The following is an 18,480-nucleotide window of genomic DNA, read 5'->3' on the forward strand; positions in this document are numbered from 1 at the left end:
CTCATCTGCTTCGTCCGCCGGTTCGCGGCGGTCCGCGCCACGTGGCGCGGTGCCCGTGCCCGTGGTGCGCCCGGCCCCGCCGAGGGACGTGGCGGACCGGGCGGCCGTCCAGCGGCTGCCGATCGCCGGCCCCGCCGCCCAGCCCGCCGCACCGCCGGTGCCGTCGCTGTCCCCGCTGGCCCCGTCGTCACCCGGCGCCGGGGGCCGGTCGCTGCCGGGGTTGCCCGGTACGGGCGCCGCGCCGGCGCCCCGTCAGGTGGTGTGGCGGGCACCGGTCCGGGGCGGCGCGAGCGGCGCTCCCGGGCCGGCCGCTGGGTCGCAGCCCGGGGTGGCGGCGGACACCGCGCGGGTGCTGCAACGGGTGGCCGAGCACGCGGGCCTGACCGGGGTGCCGATGACGGCCGTTCCGGCCGGCAGCCCCGTGGTGTCCCGCTCCGCGGCGCCGGGCGGGCCGGGGCTGCCGCACCCGGGCGCGGCCGCCGGTGCCCAGGAGGGCAGCGGGGCGCAGGCCGGGGGCGCCTTCGGGGCGGACCACCTCGACGAGCTGGCCCGGCGTCTGATCGAGCCCGTCGGACGGCTGCTGCGCGCCGAACTGCGCAGGGGAAGGGAACGCGCCGGGCGGCCGTACGACGGTCGCCGGTGAGGGCGCGGGGCGGACATCGGCGGGCAGGCGACGGAGGCGGGACATGACCGACAACATCTTCGCGACGAGCGTGTTCTTCAGACTCACGATCGGCGGCAACGACCTGGGGGAGTTCACGACCTGCTCGGGCCTGGGCGCACAGGTGGAGATCCACCAGTACGCCGAGGGCGGCAACAACGGCTTCTCCTGGCAGCTGCCGGGGCGCATCACGTGGTCGAACATCACGCTCACCCGGGCGGTCACCGCGGACACCCTCAAGATCGCGCGCTGGCTGGACGAGACGGTGCGCCGGGTCGAGCCCAAGGACGGCGAGATCGTGGCGCTGCGCCCCGACCTGAGCCGGATCGTCAGCTGGCAGGTGCTGGGCATCGTCCCGGTGAGCTGGCAGGGCCCGTCCTTCGACCCGTCGAACTCGCAGGCCGCCGTGGAGACCCTGGAGATCGCCCACGCGGGCCTGCGCCCGTCCTGACCGGGCCGGCCCCCACCCGGCCGGTCGGTCCCACCGGCGACCGGACCACCGGACCGCCACGGACCACCGGGCGACCGGACCGCCGTCGACCACCGAACCGCCACAGACCAGCAGACGACCAGACGACCAGACGACCAACGGAAGGAGGTGCGGGATGTCCTCGGTCCCCGCGAGCGTGACCCGGGCCCAGGTGACCATCATGGAGCCCCCGTCGACCGTCGGCGCCCAGCCGGGCGGCGTGCTCGTGCGGCTCCGGCTGCAGTTCAACCCGGCGAGCCTCGTGCTGAGCAAGTCCACCGAGTGGCGCCGCACGCCGTCCCGGACGGCCGGCCAGTCCGCGCTGCCCGAGTTCGTCGGCAGCGGGCCGCGCTCGCTCTCCCTGGAGGTGTTCCTCGACGCCACCGCGACGCACGACAACTCCGTGGAACGGGCGGTGGAGCAGCTGATGACGGCCTGCGTGCCGACCCCGAGCAGCCTGGCGCGCAAGACGCCGTCGAGCCCGTGGATCCGGCTGGACTGGGGGACGTCGAGGACGACCTCGTTCAACGGGGTGCTGAGCGCCCTGTCCGTCACCTACTCGCTGTTCGACGTGGACGGCAAGCCGCTGCGGGCGACCTGCTCGCTCACCATCGACGAGGCCAGCGTCGACCCGGCGGGCCAGAACCCGACGTCGGGCTCGATGGAGGCCCGCAGCACCCACCGGGTGATCGCGGGGGACAGCCTGCCGCTGCTCGCCTGGCGCGAGTACGGCGACGCGACGGCGTGGCGGACCATCGCCGAGGCCAACGACCTGGACGACCCGATGGTGCTCGTCCCCGGCACGGAGCTGATCGTTCCGGCCGTCGACGACCGGGCGCGGGGTGGTCGGCCGTGACCACCCCCGAGGCGCGCGGCGGCCGTTCCTTCGCCGCCGACCCGATCGTCGAGGCACCGGGCCCGCTCCCGGCGGCGTGGGCGGCGCAGCTGGTCTCCTGCGACATCGAGGAGAGCGTCGGCCTGCCCGACACGGCCGTCCTGGTGTTCCGCGACGCGTACCACGGCTTCCTCGCCGAGACCGGCATCACCATCGGCACCAAGCTGAAGGTCTCGGTGGTGACCGTCCAGGACCACGCGCAGGAGCGGCTGTTCACCGGGGAGGTGACGGCACTGGAGCTGGACGTGGACGCCACGGGCTCGTTCACCGTGGTGCGGGCCTCCGCGGTCACCCACCGGCTGATGCGCGGGCGCCGGGTGAAGGCCTTCCGCACCATGACGACGGCGGACATCGTCCGCCAGGTGGCGGCGGGCGCGGGGCTGGGCTGCGGCCGGGTCGACGCGTTCCCCGTCGTCCACCAGCAGCTCTCGCAGGCGAACGTCTCCGACTGGGAGTTCCTGCAGTACCTGGCGCAGGAGAGCGGCGCGCAGGTGCGGGTGGACGACGCCGGGCTGCTGGAGTTCGTGAAGCCCGAGCCGGCCTCCAAGGCGCCCGCGCCCTCGACGCCCGCCCCGCAGAACCCGCTGGTGCTGGAGTACGGCCGCAACCTGCTGGAGCTGCGCGGCGTGCTGACGGGCGGCGGCGGGGCGGACGCGGTCGAGGTGCGCGGCTGGAACGTGACCACCAAGAAGGCCCTGGTCGCCACCGAGCCGTCGGTGAACGGCGAGACGGTGCGCCCCGGGCTGAGCCCGTCCACGGTGGGCGCGGCCTTCCCGGGCAAGAGCCGGATGACCGTCGCCGACACGCCGTACCGCACCCAGGCGGAGACCGCGGCCGCGGCCGGGTCGATCGCGGCCTCGGTGGCCGCCGGTTTCGGCGAGCTGGAGGCGGTGGTGGAGGGCAACCCGAGGCTGCGGGCGGGCACGCCCGTCGCCCTGGGCAACGTCGGCGCGGCCTTCTCCGGCCGCTACACCGCGACGGCCGTGCGCCACCTGCTGGAGCCGTACCGCGGGTACCGGACCACCGTCGTGGTGAGCGCGGCGCCGGACCGCTCGCTGGCCGGGCTGGCCGCCGGGGGCGCCGCGCCGCCGCGCGGGCCGCGGATGCCGGGCCTGGCGATCGCCGTGGTCACCGACGTCCGGGAGCCGGGCGGTGCGCAACGCGGCTGGGTCCGGCTGAAGTTCCCGTGGCTGGACGACACCTACGTCTCGGACTGGGTGCGCACCGTCCAGTGGGGCGGCCAGGGCGGCGGCGGCGTGTTCAGCCCGGAGGTCAACGACGAGGTGCTGGTCGGCTTCGAGCAGGGCTCCCTGGACAGCCCGTACGTGCTGGGGGGCCTGTACAACGGCGTCGACAAGCCGTCGCGGCACGACGTCCCGCTGGTCGACCCGGCCTCGGGGAAGGTCAACCGCCGTTCGCTGGTGTCCCGTTCGGGCCACCGGATGGAACTGCTGGACGTCCCCGGCGGGCCGTCCGGCGTCCGGCTGGCCAGCGGGGACCGCAAGCTGGAGGTCAAGCTGGACGAGCAGCGCGGCGAGATCGTGCTGACGGTCTTCGGCGCGGCCGGCGCGGCGGCGAGCTCCGTCCGGCTGTCCTCCTCCGGCGTCACCATCGACGCCGGCACCGGGGCCGTGAACCTGCGGGGGGCGTCGGTGAACGTCACCGGCCGGACCGAGGTCACCGTGGACGGCGGCGCGCTCGCGGTGCTCAAGGCGGCGCTGGTGCGCATCAACTGAACCGACAAGTGATTGACGTGACGTCAGACATGCTTCCCACTGGGAGGGTTGACGTCCACCCGGCCCGCACCGACCGAACCCGCGTCGATGCGGGCCGCACACCCGGGGCGGGCCGGCCCCGAAGACCGCCCCGGCCCCGCACACCATCCGATGGGAGACCGCACATGCCACCCGCAGCCCGGACGGGCGACACCACCGACCACGGCGGTGCCCTCACCACCCCGCCCCCAGGCGCCCTCGCGGTGGAGACCGTGCTGATCGGCGGCCGACCGGCCGCCGTCGCCGGCAGCCTGCACGCCTGCGTCCCGCACGTCGAACTCGGGCCCGCCAACGTCGTGCTGCCCGACCTCGGGGCGGTGGCCAGGGGCGAGGTGCTGATCGGCGGGCTCCCGGCGGCCCGGATGGGGGACAAGACGGCCTGTGGCGCGCGGATCCTGACCGGCGCGTTCACCGTACTGATCGGGGGCGTCGCATGACCGCCAACTTCATCGGCCGGGGCTGGGCCTTCCCGCTCCGGGTCAACGCCACGGGCGGGATCGGCATGGTGGACCGGGACCGGGAGATCGAGGAGGCCATCCGGCTCATCCTCGGCACCGCCCCCGGGGAGCGGCCGATGCGCCCGGAGTTCGGCTGCGGCATCCACGAGTACGTGTTCGCGCCGAGCGACGGCAGCACCGCCGGGCGGATCGCCCGCGAGGTGCGCATCGCCCTGGAGCGCTGGGAACCCAGGATCGAGGTCGACGACGTCGTGATCGCCTTCGACACCGTGGACGACGGCACGCTCTACATCGACGTCCACTACACCGTGCGGTCCACCAACGACCGCCGCAACCTGGTCTTCCCCTTCTACACGATCCCGGCCTCCCCGGACGCCCCGGAGACCTCCGGCGCCCTGAGCGGGGGAGCGCTCTGATGCCACTGCCCTCCCCGAACCTGGACGACCGCCGCTTCCAGCAGCTCGTCGACGAGGCCAAGCGGTTCGTGCAGCAGCGCGCCCCGGAGTGGACCGACCACAACGTGTCCGACCCCGGGGTCACGCTGATCGAGACCTTCGCGTACATGGTCGACCAGCTGCTCTACCGGCTGAACCGGGTGCCCGAGAAGAACTACTCCGCCTTCCTCGACCTGCTGGGGGTGCGGCTCTTCCCGCCGTCCGCGGCGACCGCCGAGGTCGACTTCTGGCTGTCGGCCCCGCAGCCCGAGACCGTCCTGCTGCGTGCCGGCACCGAGGTCTCCACGCAGCGCACCGAGACCGAGGAGGCGGTGGTCTTCTCCACCGTCGAGGACCTGCCGGTGGTGCCGAGCTCCCTCGACCGGCTGGTCACCGTCTCCGCCGCCGGGGAGCAGAGCGACGGCACCACCCGGCTCGCCGACGGCGTGGACGTGCCCTGCTTCCAGCCGCGCCCCGAGGTCGGGGACGCCATGCTGTTCGCCCTGCCGACGGTCGTGCCCCGCTGCATCCTCGTGGTCCGGCTGGACAGCCGGGTCGAGGGCGTCGGCGTCGACCCCCGGCAGCCGCCGCTGGCCTGGGAGGTGTGGGACGGCGCGCGGTGGACCGCCTGCGAGACCGGCACCGACACCACCGGCGGCCTCAACCGCCCCGGTGAGGTCGTGGTGTTCGTGCCCGCCGGGCACACCGCCTCGGTGGTCGCCGGGCGCCGGGCGGGCTGGCTGCGCTGCCGGGTGACGGCGCCCGAGCCGGGCCAGCCGTTCTACGCGGAGTCCCCGACGATCCGCCGGGCCGAGGTGTTCACCGTCGGCGGCACCGCGACCGTCGTCCACGCGCAGAGCGTCGTCGACGCGCCGCTCGGCGCCTCGGAGGGCGTCGCCGGCCAGCGGTTCCGGCTCGCCCGGCCGCCCGTCCTGCTCGACGACGGGGCCCCGGTGGTCGAGGTGTCGGCCGGCGAGGGCTGGGAGCGCTGGAGGGCCGTCGAGCACTTCGGCGACTCCGCGCCGACCGACCGGCACGTGGTCATCGACGCCACCACGGGCGAGTTCGCCTTCCCGCCCGCCGTCCGGGAACCCGACGGCACCCTGCGCTCCTTCGGTGCGGTGCCGCCCAAGGGAGCCCAGCTGCGGGTGCCGCACTACCGCACCGGCGGGGGGACGGCCGGCAACGTCGCCCGGAGCACCATCACCGTGCTGCGCAGCTCCGTTCCGTACGTGGCCGGTGTGGACAACCGCGAGGCGGCCCGGGGCGGGGTCGACGGCGAGACGGTGGAGAACGCCAAGCAGCGGGCCCCGCACGTGCTGCGGCTGCAGGAACGGGCCGTCACCGCGGGGGACTACGAGCTGATCGCCCGCCAGGCCGCGCCCTCCGCGGCCCGGATCCGCTGCGTGCCGGCCGTCGCCGGGGAGGCGGGCGCCGTACGGGTGCTCGTGGTCCCCGACGCGGTCGCCGACGAGGGCGACCGGCTGCGCTTCGAGCAGCTGATCCCCGGGGAGCCGATGCTGGCCGCGATCGCCACCGCCCTCGACGAGCGGCGGCTGGTCGGCACCCGGCTGCTCGTCCAGCCGCCCTCCTACCAGGGGGTGACGGTGGTGGCCCGGCTGGCGACCGACGCCCCGGACGCCGACCGGGTCCGCGAGGCGGCGCTCACCGCGCTGTTCCGGTACCTCAACCCGCTGCGCGGCGGGGCGGACGGGTCGGGCTGGCCGTTCGGCCGGTCCGTGCAGTACGGGGAGATGTTCGCGGTGCTGCAGCAGGTGCCCGGCGTCGCCGCGGTCGACGAGCTGCGCCTCTTCCCGGCGGACCCGATCACCGGGCGCCGGGGCGCGCCCGCCGAGCGGGTCGACGTCGCCCCCGACGCCCTCGTCTTCTCGCACCAGCACCAGGTCGTGGTGGGCCCGCTGGCCGGGGACGGTCCGCGGTGAGCCGGGCCGCCCTGCCGGGGCTGCGCAGCCCCCACCCGATCGGCGGGCTGCTGCCCTCGATGTACGCCGAGGACGACCTCGCCCAGCGGTTCACCGCGGGGCTGGACACCGTCCTCGCCCCGGTGTTCGCCACCCTGGACAACCTGCCCGCCTACTTCCAGGCGCGGCTGGCCCCGGCCGACTTCCTCGACTGGCTGGCCGGCTGGGTCGCGGTGGACACCGACCCGGCCTGGCCGGAGGAGGTCCGGCGCGCCGTCGTCGGCCGCGCGCTCGAACTGCACCGGTGGCGCGGCACCCGGCGCGGGCTCCAGGAACGGCTGCGGCTGGTCCTCGGTGCCGGTGCGCAGGTCGTGGACGGCGGCGGAGCGGCCTGGTCCACCGACGCGGACGCGGCCCTGCCGCCGGCGCCGTCCGGGGAACTGCTGGTGCGCGTCTGGCCGGAGCGCACCCCGCAGCTGGACGAGGAACAGGTGCTGGCCGTCGTCCGGGCGTCCTGCCCGGTCCATCTCACCTGCCGGGTGCAGGTGTTGCCCGGTCCACCCGGGACGGAGGAGAGCTGAGCGATGCGTACGTGTCCCGAGTGCGGAGTGGCCAACGAGGACGGGGACGACTTCTGCGGCAACTGCGGGGCCTACCTGGGGTGGTCCGCGGGGAGGCCGTCGTCGGCCCCGCCGTCGGCCCCGGCCCCGGCCGGTGGTGGGCCAGCGGGTGGCGGTGAGGCGGCGGCGCCGTCGTCGTCGCCGTCGCGGGCGGTGGGGGCCGCCGCGGAGCGTCCGGCCCGCGAGGCGGGCGGCCGCGCGTCCGCGGCCGGGGCGCCGGCCGCCGGTGCGCCCGCGGCCGGCGCGCCCGCCGCGCAGCCGGTCCGGGCCGCCGCCCCCGAACCGCCGGCTCCGGCGACGTCTGACGACACGCCGGCCACCGACACGCCGGCCACCGGTCCGGCGAGCACCCGTGCCACCGGGCGCACCCGCGGCCTCCGGCGCACCCTCGACACGGTGCGCAGCGTCCGCACGGGGCGCACGTCCGGTACCGGGCCCACCGGTGGCCTGGACGCGGCCGTCACCGCGGCCGCCGAGGCGGCGGCCGGGGCGGCGCTGGACGCCGCCGGGACGGGCACGGCCGGGACGGGCACGTCGGCGACGACGGGGCGGACCTCCCGGAGCGGATCCCCCGCGGCCGGGAGCGCCACGGCCGGGAGCACCGATTCGGGGAGCCCCGCTTCGGGGAGCGCCGCTCCGAGGAGTGCCGAGGCCGTGACTCCCGGCGCCGGTACCGTCGGTGCCCCCGCCCTCCCGAGCACCGCGGACCCCGACACGCCCGGGACGGGCGCCGCCGGGAGCGGCACCGCCGAGACGGGGCGGACCTCCCGGACCGGCCGCACCTTCCGGACGGGCCGCACCTCCCGGACGGAGCGCGCCGCGGACGCCGGGAGCACCGGGGCCCCCGGCCCCGCCGACCCCCCTGGCAGCGCCGGCACGGGAACGCCCGGGACGGGCGCTGCGGAGACGGGCACCGCCGGAACCGGGCGCACCTCCCGGACCGGCCGCACCCTCGGGGCCGCGCGCGCCGCCGACCCGGCGCCGGTCCAGCCGGGCCCGGTGCAACCGCGCCCCGAGGCCGTCCGGCAGCCCGAGGCGGACCCGGTGGCCGTGCAGCCCGCCAAACCGGTCGCGCCGCGTCCGGTGGTCCGGCCGTCCACGGCCGAGGAGGCCCAGGTCGGCCCGCCCTGCCCGCGGTGCCAGACGCCCAACCGGCCCGACCGCCGGTTCTGCCGGCGCTGCGCCGCGCCGCTGACCGTCGCCGAGGCCGCTCCCGCGCTGCCCTGGTGGCGGACCCGTTGGCCGTTCCGCCGTCGGGTGCGGATCGGCGGCTCCGGCACCGCCCTGCGCCGGATGATCGCGGTGCTGGTGGTGGCGGCGCTGGTGGTCGCCGGGGTCCTGCTCTACCCGGCGGGCCGCAACGTGTACGAGGACGTGCTGGACAAGCTGCGCGACGCCAAGGCGATCACCCCGACCGGGGTCGAGGCGAGCGCCGCCGCCGGCGGGCACCCCGCCGCCCAGGCCGTGGACGGCCTCAGCAACAGCTACTGGGCCGCGCCGCGCACGGGGGACTCGATCAGCTTCACCTTCGCCAAGCCGTTCCGGCTGGTCGACGTCATCGTGCACGGCGGGTCCTCCACCGAGCCGCAGGAGTTCCAGAAGACGGCGCGGCCGATCGGCCTGGACCTCCGGGCGACCAGCTCGGACGGGAAGGTGCACGAGCAGAAGGTGACCCTGAACGACAAGCCGGGCCCGCAGACGGTGCTGACCGGGGTGAGCGACGTGGTGAAGGTGACGCTGGTCGTCCGTGAAGCGGCCGGCCCGGAGGGCGGCCCGATCGCCCTCGCGGAGGTGGAGTTCTTCAAGCGGTGAAGAGCGGGCTGCGGCCGTGTTCCCGGACGCCGGCGTGGGAGGCTACCCGGGTACCGCCGCAGCCCGCGACCAGGAGCACCGCCATGCACCGACCGCCCGCCCTCCGACTCGACGCCACCGCCTCCGGGCACCCGGCGGGGATCCTCGACGCGGCCGAGCGGGCCGAACAGCGCGGCATGGACCGGCTGGTGGTCGCCGAGACCGCCTACGACCCGTTCCTGCAGCTGGCCCGGGCGGCCGACCGCACCCGGTCGATCGAGCTGGCCACGGGCATCGCGGTGGCCTTCGCCCGCACCCCGATGACGCTCGCCTACCAGGCGTGGGGCCTGCACGCGGCCTCCGGCGGACGGGCCGTCATCGGGCTGGGTTCGCAGGTCAGGCCGCACATCGAGAAGCGTTTCGGGATGCCCTGGGACCGTCCGGCGGCCCGGATGCGCGAGTACGTCCACGCCGTCCGGGCGATCTGGCACAGCTGGCAGACCGGTGAACGGCTGCGCTTCCGGGGCGAATTCTACACCCACACGATGATGTCGCCGGTCTTCTCGCCCGACCCGGTCCCGGCGGGGGTGCCGCGGATCCTGCTGGCCGGGGTCGGCCCGCTGATGACCCGCACCGCCGGGGCGGTGGCCGACGGGTTCCTGAGCCACCCGTTCTCCTCTCCCGCCTACCTGTCGGAGCAGGTGCTGCCCGGGCTGACGGAGGCCCGGGCGCGGGCGGAGGCGGACGGCGAGCCGTGGACGGACCGGCCGTTCGAGATCACCGGCAACGTGCTGACCGCCACCGGCCGCACGGAGGAGGAGCTGGCCGCCAACCGGGCCGGGGTGCGGGAGCGGCTGGCCTTCTACGCCTCGACCCCGGCCTACCGCCCGGTGCTCGCCCGGTACGGGTGGGAGGGGCTCCAGGAGGAGCTGCACACCCACTCGGTGCGCGGCCGCTGGGCGGAGATGGCGGCGCTGATCGACGACGAGGTGTTCGACACCTTCGCGGTGTCGGGCCCGGTGGAGGAGGTCGCCCGCGAGCTGACCCGCCGCTACGGCGGGCTGGTGACCCGGCTCTCCGTCAGCCTGCCGCCGGACGCGGACCCGGAGCTGGGCCTGGACGTCCTGGCCGCGGTCCGTGCGCTCGACGGGCCGCAGCCGGCCTGACCCTCCACCGGGGCGCTCCGCCCGGCCGCGCCGAACGCGGCGCCGACCGGGCGCGCTCCGTACCCGATCGGTCGGGCGGCGGCCAAGTCCGGGCAGATTCGGGCAACGCATCCCCGTCCGCACCTGTGGGCGGCAGGATCACGCCGAGGAACGTGACGCGCCGCCCGGCGGTCCGTCACGGTGCCTGTCATGTCTTGGCCATCCGTCGACGCCCGTGGGGGTGCCCGCTTGACCGTGCCGGACGACCACCCAGCCCCGGACCGCCCCACCGAGCCCGGGGCCTCCGACCACCTCGCCGACTTCGACGAGTTCCTGCGCGTCTGCGCCGAACTGACCGGCTTCGACGAACCCGAGCTGCGCGCCACCGGCGTCGCCCACGAGCACCACCGCACCGTCCTGGCCCACCGGGTCCGCGACGACCACGCGCTGGTCCACCTCTGGTACGTCGGCGCCTGGCCGGGCGAACAGCCCTCCTCCGTCCACGCCCACGACCAGGGCCTGGTCTGGCGGACCTTCCACGCCGCCCCGCCCGGCTCCGCCGCCCCCGGCCACGGCAGCTGGGCCGAGCCGCCCCGCGGGAGCGGTGCCCGGTGACCGCCCGCTGGGACGCCGTCGTGGTCGGCGCGGGCTTCGCCGGCACCCTGGTCGCCCACCGCCTCGGGGCCCACGGCCGGCGCGTCCTCGTCCTGGAGGCCGGACCGGTCGCCCCCACCCCCGCCGAGACCGCCGCCGCCCACCGCGCGGCCGGCGGCGGCCCGCCCACCTCGCCGTACCCGCACAGCCCCGACGCCCCCTCGCCCGACGTCACCGACCTCGCCGGGCTCCCCGGCGGCGGCTTCACCGCCACCGGACACCTCCGCCAGTACGGACCGCAGCCCTACGCCAGCGGCTACCTGCGCGCCAACGGCGGCACCGGGCTGCTCTGGACCGGGCTCACCCCGCGCATGCACCCCGAGGACTTCCGCACCGGCGACCTCGGGCGCGGCCGCAACTGGCCGATCGGCTACCACGACCTGGAGCCGTACTACCGCGCCGCCGAACACGAACTCGGCGTGGCCGGCAACGCGGCGCAGCAGCGCAGCGCCGTCGGACTGCCCATCCCGGAGGACTACGCCTTCCCCATGCGGGCGATCCCGGCCAGCCACCTGGACCGGCTGCTCGCCCGGGCCCTCGACGGCCGGACGGTGCGCGACCCGGCCGGGCCGGGCCCCTCCCGGCTCGCCGTCACGCTCACCCCGCACGCCCGCAACGGCCTGCCCACCCGCCCCGGCGACGCCGTCGGGCCGCCCTGCGCGGGCAGCGCCAGCTGCGTGCCGGTCTGCCCGAGCGGGGCCAAGTACACGCCCCTGCGGACCCAGGCCCGCTGGGCGGCCGGCGTCGAGCTGCGCACCGACGCCGTGGTCAGCCGGGTGCTGGTCGACCCGGCCACCGGGCGCGCCACCGGCGTGACCTACCTGGCCGGCGGCACCGTCCACCGGGTGGACGCGGACCTGGTCGTCCTCGCCGCGCACGCCGTCGAGAACGCCCGGCTGCTGCTCCTGTCCGGCCTGACCGGCCGCAGCGACCAGGTGGGCCGCAACCTGATGGACCACCCGGCGCTGCTCACCTGGGGGCTGATGCCCCGCCCGGTCGGCCCCTACCGTGGGCCCGGCTCGACCAGCGGACTGGAGGCCTTCCGGTTCGGACCGGTCCGGGCCCGCCGGGCGCCGTTCCGGATCGAGATCGGCAACTGGGGCTGGTCCTGGGCCGGCGGCACGCCGCAGGCGGAGACCGCAGCGCTGCTGGCCGCCGGACTGCGGGGCGAGGAACTGCGCGAACGCCTCGGCGACCGGCTCGGCCGTCAGTTCTCCCTCCAGTTCGAGCTGGAGCAGCCCGCCGACCCGGCCAACCGGGTCACCCTCGACCCGGACCGCCGGGACCGGCTCGGGCTGCCGGCCCCCGCCGTCCGCTACGACCTCGACGAGTACGTCCGGGAGGGCCTGGCCTCGGCCCGCGCGGTGTCGGACCAGCTGTTCGCGCTGCTCGGCGCCGAGGACCACACCGCCTACCCGGCGGGGCCCGGCTGGCCGGGGCGGGTGGAGCACCGGGGCGTCGCCTACGGCTACCGCGGCGCGGGCCACGCGGGCGGCACCCACCTCATGGGCGACTCGCCGGCCACCTCGGTCGTCGACCAGTGGCAGCGCTGCTGGGACCACCCGAACCTGTACGCCGTCGGGTGCGGCTCGATGCCCTCGCTCGGCACCTCCAACCCCTCCCTCACCATGGCCGCACTCGCCCTGCGCAGCGCCGAGCGGATGGACCGGGACCTGCAGGAGCTGCGCCGCCCGCTGCCCGTGACCACCGCGGCCCGTCCGGCCGGGCCGGACCCGTCGCCGTCGGGCCCGTCCGTGCCCGGCCCGGCCGACCGCCACCTGCCGGGGCCACGCCCGTCCGACCCCCACCCGTCCGACCTCCACCCGTCCGATGTCACGGAGACGCCATGACCGGCCTGCCGCTCCCGCCCGTTCCCGAGCCGTACCACCTGCCGTTCCACTACGGCGCGCTGCACAACATCGGCGTCGACTACCTGGTCGCACCCGAGCGGGCGCGCGAGCTGCTCCGCAAGCGCCACCCCGGGCTGACCGTCGCCGTCTTCGACGGCCGGGCCTGCGTGTCGCTCAACTACCAGCTGTACTTCGCCCAGTACCCGAACGGCGGCGGCGTCACCGAGGAGCTGGAGATCAACCTGGTCGCCCACCCGGCGTTCGCCGAGGACCGGCTGCCCGAGCTCGACTACGGCGGCTACGCCCGTGGCCACGACCAGACCAAGCTGCTCGGCATCGCCCGGCTCCACGTCCTCTGCGACAACCCGCTCGCCATCGACGCCGGGCGCCGCCTCTACGCCGAGCCCAAGCACCCCGGCTGGTTCGAGACCACCCTGCCCTCGCTCAACGCGGCGGCCGTGCAGGAGCGTTGGTCCGTCTCCTGCCGCCGCGCCGAGCTCGGACCGGACGGGCTGCGCCGCCACGACGAGCAACTCCTCGCCCTGGACGTGGACCTGGGCGGGCTCACCCCCGAGTCCGTCAACAACACCCCGATCACCGGCTACGGCACCGACGAGGAGGGCCGGCTGCTCGCCGGGCCGCTCAACGTCCACCAGCCCTACCGCTACCACGCGTTGGACGGCCGCGCGGCCGACCGCGTCCGCCTCGACGTGGGCAACCCCGCCGAGGAGGCCGCCCGCGACCTCGCCCACCTGATCGCCGACGCGCCCGCCGCAGGCGTCTGGACGTACCAGTCCGCGCCCGTCGCCGCCCACAACCGCGCCTACTACGTCCGGTAGCCCGCGGAGCCCTGTCGCGGCACCGTCGGTGGCGCACCCCCGGGTGGTGCGCCACCGGGGCTCACCCCGGTGGCGGAGGCCCGCCCGGACCGGTGAGGGCGGCCGGCACCCGTCGGCCTGGGGCCGCCGGCCCGGTGGCCGGGGCGGCCGGCGCCCGGGCCCAGCGGCCGGCGAGCACCGTGCCGGTGACCAGCTGGAGCTGGTGGTAGGCCATCAGGGGCAGCGCCAGTACCCCGGCCTCGGGGCCGAACAGGACGGTGGCCATCGGCAGGCCGTTCGCCAGGCTCTTCTGCGAGCCGCAGAGCACCGCGGCGATGGTGGCCGCCCGGTCCAGCCGGAGCAGCCGGGCGCCCAGGGCGGTGGCGGCCAGCGCGGCGGCGAGCAGGGCGAGCAGCACCGCGAGCAGGCCCAGCAGGGCGCCCGGCCCGGCCAGGCCCCAGCTGCCCCGGGCCGTGGCCGCGCTGAACGCCGTGTAGACGACGAGCAGGATCGAGCCGCGGTCCACCGGGGTCAGCACCCGTCTGTGCCGGGCCAGGAACGCGCCCAGGCAGGGCCGCAGCACCTGCCCGAGCAGGAACGGGGCGAGCAGCTGGAGCCCGATCCGGACCAGCCCGTCGGCGGAGAGCGCGCCGTGGGCGTCCAGCAGCCAGGCCGCCAGCAGCGGGGTCACCAGCAGCCCGGCCAGACTGGAGTAGGTGCCCGCGCAGATCGCCGCCGGGACGTCCCCGCCCGCCGCGCCGGTGAGCGCGACCGAGGACTGCACCGTCGACGGGACCAGGCAGAGGAAGAGCACGCCGGTCTGCAACTGCCCGGTCAGCGGGACGGGTGTGAGCAGAGCGGTGGCCAGCCCGAGCAGCGGGAAGAGGACGAAGGTGGCCGTGAGCACCAGGCCGTGCAGGCGCAGCCGGCGCAGGCCGGCCAGTGTCTCCCGGGTGGACAGGCGGGCGCCGTAGAGGAAGAACAGCAGGGCCACCGCGAGGTCGCAGGCCGTCTCCGCCGCCCGGGCCCGGCCGCCCGTCGCCGGGAAGAGGGCGGCCAGGCCGACAGCCCCGGCCAGCGCCGCCGTGTACGGGTCGAGCCGGCGGGGCAGGAGCCGGTGCCACCGGCCGCGATCGGCGGTGCGGTCCGTCACCGGCCGCCTCCGGGCACGCCGCCGTTCGGGACGATCCCCAGCAGCCCGCCCACCAGGGAGCCGGGGCCGTCCTGGTCGCTGCCCGCGGAGCCGCTGCCCTGCTGGACGTCGGCCGTGCGGTCGATCTCCACCCAGGAGTCGGCGTGGCTGTTGTCGACGAGGGTGATCAGCGCGCTGCCGGCCACCGGCGCGGGGGCGGCCCGCTCGGCGGGTGCCGACCCGCTCACCGCCCACCCCAGGGCGGCGAGCACCGGCAGTGCTGCGGCCCAGGGCGGGGCGGGGCCGCGCTGCCCGGCCGTCACGCCGTCACCCCCGCGAGCGGACGGGAGGCCGCGATGTTCCGCTCCAGCAGTTCGGTGGACTCGCGCACGCCGATCTGCCGGCTCTGGCCGGCGGCCGCCGGCAGCCGCCCGTCGGCGACCTTCAGCCCGGCCAGCGCCTCGTCCATCGCCTGGTGGGCGGCGAACAGGCAGGGGGTGCTGTAGATCGCGACGTCCACCCCCAGCTCGGTGAGTTCGGAGAGCGACAGCCGGGGGGACTTGCCGCCCGCGATCTGGTTGAAGAGCAGCGGCTTGCCCCCGACGACGCGCCGGATCCGCCGGATCCACTCCTCGCTGCGCACCCCGTCGACCAGGACGACGTCGGCGTCGGTGGCGGCCAGGGCCCGGGCGCGGCGCAGGATGTCCTCCTCCTCGGTGGCGTCGGTGCGGGCGACCACCACGAGGTCCGTCCGGTTGGCGAGGACGAGCTCCAGCTTCTCCAGGTACTCCTCCAGCGGGAGGACCTGCTTGCCGTCGGCGTGGCCGCAGCGCCGCGGCCGCTTCTGGTCCTCCAGGATGACGCCCGAGGCGCCGATGCGTTCGAGCCGGCGCACCACGTGGCAGGCCACCTCGGGATCGACGTAGCCGTCGTCGATGTCGACCAGGAGGTGGTGCCGGGGGAAGGCGCCGCGCAGCCGTTCGACGAAGGCGACCATGTCCGGCCAGGCGATGAAGCCGATGTCGGGCAGGCCGTAGTAGGAAGCGGCGAAGCCGAATCCGGAGACGAACATGCCGTCGTAGTGCTCGGCCGCGATGGAGGCCGAGTACATGTCGTAGACGCCGATGAGGGGCGTGGCCCCGGGGCCGGCGATCTCCTCGCGGAGCCGCTGCCCGTGGCCCGACGCCGTGGTTCCGTGGAACATGGCCTTCTCCTCGCGATCGGTGACTTTGCCTGAACTTGGCCTTCTCTAGACCAAACTGAGGTGCCATCACTATGCGCCCTTTAATGTTCTGTGGGCAAATCTTTAAAGGAGATTCCCTCGTTTGAGTGATGGAATTCGTGAAGATATGACTGGGCATGGGAAAGGGGCGGCGGCGTGGGGGATCCACGCCACCGCCCCCGGGGGAGCCGGGCCCCGGCCGGTCCGGTCAGCCGCGTGCGACCGGTGCCCGGAAGCGCCGCACCGCCGTCCGTGCCGCGGCGGCGGCCAGGTAGGCCAGCAGGGCGGGCCCGAGCAGGTACACCGCCGTCAGGAGCGGGTTGCGGGTGTCGTAGGGGGAGCTGAGCACCGGGACGGCGAGCAGCGGAACGGCGGCGCACAGCCGCTCGGAGGTCGACAGCGGCTCCACGGCGAGCACGACAGCCGCCAGCATCGGGGCGACGAGCCAGAAGGGATCGGTCGGGGTCGTGTAGCCGTCGCCGAAGGTCAGTCCGTACGCCCAGGAGGCCGCGCCGGGGAGCGCGGTGCCGAGGGCGAGCACCACGAGCGGGGCCCGCCGCCCGGGAGCGCGGTCCGGCGGGCAGATCCGCACCAGCAGCATGGCGAGCGAGGTGGCGAGCAGGGTGCTCCGCCCGGGCAGCGAGCCCGGCTGCAGGCCGGTGAGGTCGTGCAACGAGGTGGCCGAGGCGGCGGCGCCGAGGGCGGCGGCGCTCGCGAGGGCCGCCAGGGCGAAGGCCCGTGCCCCCGCCCAGCGGCCGAGCAGCGCGGCACCGGCGGTCAGGGCGACCGGTGCCAGCAGGGCCAGGGTGACCAGCACGAGCGGCAGGGTCGGCGGGGCGAAGGGCTCCTCGCCCGGCCACAGGGCGCTCCGGCGGGCGGTCGCCAGTGTGGCGAGCAGGGCCTGCACCCCCGCCAGGGTGGCCGCCCAGGGCGCGACCAGGCCGAGCGCGCGGCCGAGCGGGCGGTCCGAGCTGAGGCCTGCACCGACCCGCAGCCCGTGGGCCGCCACGTCGGCGACCTGGCGGAGCCGGCCCCAGGGCCCGGCCTCCTCGGCGGCGAGCGCGGCGGTCTCCGCGACCTCGCGGGCCCGCTCGCGGCCGTAGGAGTCCGGGTAGAGCGAGGCGGCCCAGTCCAGGGCCCGGGCGGTGCGGGTGGGCTGGCGATCGGTCATGCGAGGCCTCCGGCGGGGCGGAACTGGAGGCCCAGGCGGCGCTTGGCCTCCCGGGCGGTGGACTGGAGGCGCTCGGCCTCGGTGGCGAGGAGTTCGCGGCCGTCGGCGGTCAGCGCGAAGGTGCGGCGCAGCCGGCCCTCGACGACCTCCTCCTGCTCGATCCGGATCAGACCGTCGGCGAGCAGCCGGTCGAGGGCCCCGTAGAGGGTGCCCGCCCGGAGTCTGACGCGGCCGCCGGAGATCTCCGAGACCTCGGCGATCAGCGCGTAGCCGTGGCGCGGCGCGTCGGCGAGGGCGGTGAGCAGGAGCGTCGTCGGCTCCTGCAGAGCGCGATGATTCATGGCGGCATCATAGTACGGCTGACGGTATGTACCGCTAGCCGTACTATGAAGAAGATCTGACGCCGCCTCGGCCGGGTCGGCGGGTGATGGTCGTTCAGCAGACGCTCCACGGCGGGGCGGAGTCCCCGGAGGGGTGGGTGCGCGGACAGCACGAGGCCCCGGGGCGCAGGTGCGCCACCGGGGCCGTCCGCCCGTCCGGGGGTGTCAGGAAGCGGGCACCGGCGGTGCGGCGCGGCGCTCGCGCAGCGTCCGGAGCACCCGGCGGGTCGCCCGGGTGGCGACCGGCGGCAGCAGGTCCAGTGCGAGCCGGCGCGGGGCGGACTGCTGGACGGGCGCCTTGACCTGGTAGTTGAGCCGCAGCACCCGCTGCCCGGCGATGGTGTCGTCGTCCACGGTGTAGCCCTCGGCCCGCCAGTCGCGCTCCAGCAGGACCTGCCGGACGGCCGCGGCGTCGCCCCAGGTGCCGTAGAACTTCATCGGGGTGAGCAGCACCGGGCGCAGGCCGCCGGTGAAGACCGCCTCCCAGACCGCCGCGGAGACGCCGGGGGTGTGCTCGGAGCGGTAGTCGTCGAGCGCGACGACGCCGTGCTCGGTCAGTGCCGCCCTGGCCACCGCGATGTCCCCGGCGACGTGTTCGTACAGGTGGGAGGCGTCGATGTGGACGAACCGGCAGCTGCCGGCCGGGATCCGGCCGTCGGCCAGCACCGAGGTGGGCGCCTGCACGATCTCCGGCAGCTCGGCGTGGAAGGCGAGGTAGTTGGCCTCGAAGGCGCTGCGGGTGAGGGTCCTGCGGTAGGACATCGTCATCTCGGCGGCGTTGTCCGCGTCGCCCGCCTCGGAGTCGAACAGGTCGCAGACGGTCAGCCGCTCGCCGGGCCGCAGGTGGTCGCCGAGCAGCACGGCGCTGCGGCCGAGGTAGCTGCCGAGTTCGAGCAGGTCGCCGGTCGTGCCGGCCGCGGTCTGGGCGGCCAGCAGGTGCCCGAAGGCGGCCCGGTCGAGACGGAAGAACCAACCGGGGATGTCGTCCCGGGTCAGCGGCGCGGGGCGGGCGGCTGCGGTCTCGGCGGTGGGCACGGCGGCCTCCAGGGGGACGGGCGGGGCGCGGTGGCAGGGGCACGCCGC

20 protein-coding genes and 1 pseudogene are annotated in these 18,480 nt (G+C 76.2%); 14 read left to right on the plus strand and 7 right to left on the minus strand.

What is annotated here, in order from left to right; all coding sequences use genetic code 11:
* Positions 1–49 precede the first annotated feature (49 nt).
* The 9 genes and pseudogenes from ACFYUY_RS26525 to ACFYUY_RS26565 form a co-directional block, all read left to right on the plus strand.
* Positions 50–643: a hypothetical protein gene (locus ACFYUY_RS26525; protein ID WP_387904282.1), complete on the plus strand. Its 594-nt coding sequence runs from the start codon at positions 50–52 to the stop codon at positions 641–643.
* A gap of 43 nt (positions 644–686) precedes the next feature.
* Positions 687–1,112, plus strand: coding sequence for a phage tail protein (locus ACFYUY_RS26530; RefSeq protein ID WP_360216644.1), 426 nt, complete (start codon positions 687–689; stop codon positions 1,110–1,112).
* A 154-nt stretch (positions 1,113–1,266) separates the two neighbouring features.
* Positions 1,267–1,986: a LysM peptidoglycan-binding domain-containing protein gene (locus ACFYUY_RS26535; RefSeq protein WP_360216641.1), complete on the plus strand. Its 720-nt coding sequence runs from the start codon at positions 1,267–1,269 to the stop codon at positions 1,984–1,986.
* A complete protein-coding gene (locus ACFYUY_RS26540; RefSeq protein ID WP_387904285.1) occupies positions 1,983–3,761 on the plus strand; it encodes a VgrG-related protein in 1,779 nt (592 codons plus the stop codon). The genes ACFYUY_RS26535 and ACFYUY_RS26540 overlap by 4 nt, the downstream gene beginning before the upstream one ends.
* 164 nt (positions 3,762–3,925) lie before the next feature.
* Positions 3,926–4,237, plus strand: coding sequence for a PAAR domain-containing protein (locus tag ACFYUY_RS26545; RefSeq protein ID WP_360216635.1), 312 nt, complete (start codon positions 3,926–3,928; stop codon positions 4,235–4,237).
* Entirely contained in the window at positions 4,234–4,674 is a 441-nt protein-coding gene (locus tag ACFYUY_RS26550) for a GPW/gp25 family protein (RefSeq protein ID WP_360216632.1), read from the plus strand. Before ACFYUY_RS26545 ends, ACFYUY_RS26550 begins: the two co-directional genes overlap by 4 nt.
* On the plus strand, positions 4,674–6,635 hold the full coding sequence (locus ACFYUY_RS26555) for a putative baseplate assembly protein (protein ID WP_387904288.1): 1,962 nt from the start codon (positions 4,674–4,676) through the stop codon (positions 6,633–6,635). Before ACFYUY_RS26550 ends, ACFYUY_RS26555 begins: the two co-directional genes overlap by 1 nt.
* Entirely contained in the window at positions 6,632–7,195 is a 564-nt protein-coding gene (locus ACFYUY_RS26560; RefSeq protein WP_387904290.1) for a phage tail protein, read from the plus strand. The genes ACFYUY_RS26555 and ACFYUY_RS26560 overlap by 4 nt, the downstream gene beginning before the upstream one ends.
* Positions 7,196–7,198: 3 nt before the next feature.
* Positions 7,199–7,264: pseudogene (locus ACFYUY_RS26565) on the plus strand (zinc-ribbon domain-containing protein); the annotation flags it as partial.
* A gap of 2 nt (positions 7,265–7,266) precedes the next feature.
* On the opposite strand, the gene ACFYUY_RS26570 reads toward ACFYUY_RS26565, so the two are convergent.
* Positions 7,267–7,824 carry a hypothetical protein gene (locus ACFYUY_RS26570; RefSeq protein WP_387904357.1) on the minus strand — a complete coding sequence of 186 codons (558 nt, stop codon included), beginning with the start codon at positions 7,822–7,824 and terminating at the stop codon, positions 7,267–7,269.
* A 64-nt stretch (positions 7,825–7,888) separates the two neighbouring features.
* Between ACFYUY_RS26570 and ACFYUY_RS26575 the strand changes: the two genes are divergently transcribed.
* The 5 genes from ACFYUY_RS26575 to ACFYUY_RS26595 all read left to right on the plus strand — a co-directional run bounded on the left by ACFYUY_RS26575 (position 7,889) and on the right by ACFYUY_RS26595 (position 13,513).
* On the plus strand, positions 7,889–9,046 hold the full coding sequence (locus ACFYUY_RS26575; protein ID WP_387904350.1) for an NADase-type glycan-binding domain-containing protein: 1,158 nt from the start codon (positions 7,889–7,891) through the stop codon (positions 9,044–9,046).
* 83 nt (positions 9,047–9,129) lie between these two features.
* Positions 9,130–10,191 carry a TIGR03617 family F420-dependent LLM class oxidoreductase gene (locus ACFYUY_RS26580; protein ID WP_387904292.1) on the plus strand — a complete coding sequence of 354 codons (1,062 nt, stop codon included), beginning with the start codon at positions 9,130–9,132 and terminating at the stop codon, positions 10,189–10,191.
* Between the two features lie 228 nt (positions 10,192–10,419).
* Complete coding sequence (locus tag ACFYUY_RS26585) at positions 10,420–10,785, plus strand: hypothetical protein (protein ID WP_387904295.1); 366 nt, start codon at positions 10,420–10,422, stop codon at positions 10,783–10,785.
* On the plus strand, positions 10,782–12,674 hold the full coding sequence (locus ACFYUY_RS26590) for a GMC family oxidoreductase (RefSeq protein WP_387904297.1): 1,893 nt from the start codon (positions 10,782–10,784) through the stop codon (positions 12,672–12,674). The genes ACFYUY_RS26585 and ACFYUY_RS26590 overlap by 4 nt, the downstream gene beginning before the upstream one ends.
* Entirely contained in the window at positions 12,671–13,513 is an 843-nt protein-coding gene (locus ACFYUY_RS26595; protein WP_360216617.1) for a hypothetical protein, read from the plus strand. Before ACFYUY_RS26590 ends, ACFYUY_RS26595 begins: the two co-directional genes overlap by 4 nt.
* Positions 13,514–13,574: 61 nt before the next feature.
* Here ACFYUY_RS26595 and ACFYUY_RS26600 read toward each other — a convergent pair whose 3' ends face one another.
* The 6 genes from ACFYUY_RS26600 to ACFYUY_RS26625 form a co-directional block, all read right to left on the minus strand.
* Positions 13,575–14,645, minus strand: a complete 1,071-nt coding sequence (locus ACFYUY_RS26600; protein ID WP_387904300.1) for a bile acid:sodium symporter family protein — start codon at positions 14,643–14,645, stop codon at positions 13,575–13,577.
* Positions 14,642–14,947: a hypothetical protein gene (locus ACFYUY_RS26605; RefSeq protein WP_387904303.1), complete on the minus strand. Its 306-nt coding sequence runs from the start codon at positions 14,945–14,947 to the stop codon at positions 14,642–14,644. The genes ACFYUY_RS26600 and ACFYUY_RS26605 overlap by 4 nt, the downstream gene beginning before the upstream one ends.
* Positions 14,944–15,828: an isocitrate lyase/PEP mutase family protein gene (locus tag ACFYUY_RS26610; protein WP_360216608.1), complete on the minus strand. Its 885-nt coding sequence runs from the start codon at positions 15,826–15,828 to the stop codon at positions 14,944–14,946. The genes ACFYUY_RS26605 and ACFYUY_RS26610 overlap by 4 nt, the downstream gene beginning before the upstream one ends.
* Positions 15,829–16,054: 226 nt before the next feature.
* Positions 16,055–17,017 (minus strand): hypothetical protein, encoded by a 963-nt coding sequence (locus tag ACFYUY_RS26615; RefSeq protein ID WP_360216605.1) that lies wholly within the window; start codon positions 17,015–17,017, stop codon positions 16,055–16,057.
* On the minus strand, positions 17,014–17,358 hold the full coding sequence (locus ACFYUY_RS26620) for a PadR family transcriptional regulator (protein ID WP_360216602.1): 345 nt from the start codon (positions 17,356–17,358) through the stop codon (positions 17,014–17,016). Before ACFYUY_RS26620 ends, ACFYUY_RS26615 begins: the two co-directional genes overlap by 4 nt.
* Before the next feature lie 204 nt (positions 17,359–17,562).
* Positions 17,563–18,432, minus strand: a complete 870-nt coding sequence (locus tag ACFYUY_RS26625) for a class I SAM-dependent methyltransferase (protein WP_387904306.1) — start codon at positions 18,430–18,432, stop codon at positions 17,563–17,565.
* Between the last annotated feature and the right edge of the window lie 48 nt (positions 18,433–18,480).

It is taken from the genome of Kitasatospora sp. NPDC004745, from assembly GCF_042873275.1.
GTDB lineage: Bacteria > Actinomycetota > Actinomycetes > Streptomycetales > Streptomycetaceae > Kitasatospora.

What these genes read in the sequence shown, in the direction of transcription:
- ACFYUY_RS26530 (WP_360216644.1), top strand. Translation starts at nt 687, where the DNA reads ATGACCGACAACATCTTCGCGACGAGCGTGTTCTTCAGACTCACGATC.
- ACFYUY_RS26535 (WP_360216641.1), top strand. Translation starts at nt 1,267, where the DNA reads ATGTCCTCGGTCCCCGCGAGCGTGACCCGGGCCCAGGTGACCATCATG.
- ACFYUY_RS26545 (WP_360216635.1), top strand. Translation starts at nt 3,926, where the DNA reads ATGCCACCCGCAGCCCGGACGGGCGACACCACCGACCACGGCGGTGCC.
- ACFYUY_RS26550 (WP_360216632.1), top strand. Translation starts at nt 4,234, where the DNA reads ATGACCGCCAACTTCATCGGCCGGGGCTGGGCCTTCCCGCTCCGGGTC.
- ACFYUY_RS26555 (WP_387904288.1), top strand. Translation starts at nt 4,674, where the DNA reads ATGCCACTGCCCTCCCCGAACCTGGACGACCGCCGCTTCCAGCAGCTC.
- ACFYUY_RS26580 (WP_387904292.1), top strand. Translation starts at nt 9,130, where the DNA reads ATGCACCGACCGCCCGCCCTCCGACTCGACGCCACCGCCTCCGGGCAC.
- ACFYUY_RS26595 (WP_360216617.1), top strand. Translation starts at nt 12,671, where the DNA reads ATGACCGGCCTGCCGCTCCCGCCCGTTCCCGAGCCGTACCACCTGCCG.
- ACFYUY_RS26610 (WP_360216608.1), bottom strand. Translation starts at nt 15,828, where the DNA reads ATGTTCCACGGAACCACGGCGTCGGGCCACGGGCAGCGGCTCCGCGAG.
- ACFYUY_RS26615 (WP_360216605.1), bottom strand. Translation starts at nt 17,017, where the DNA reads ATGACCGATCGCCAGCCCACCCGCACCGCCCGGGCCCTGGACTGGGCC.
- ACFYUY_RS26620 (WP_360216602.1), bottom strand. Translation starts at nt 17,358, where the DNA reads ATGAATCATCGCGCTCTGCAGGAGCCGACGACGCTCCTGCTCACCGCC.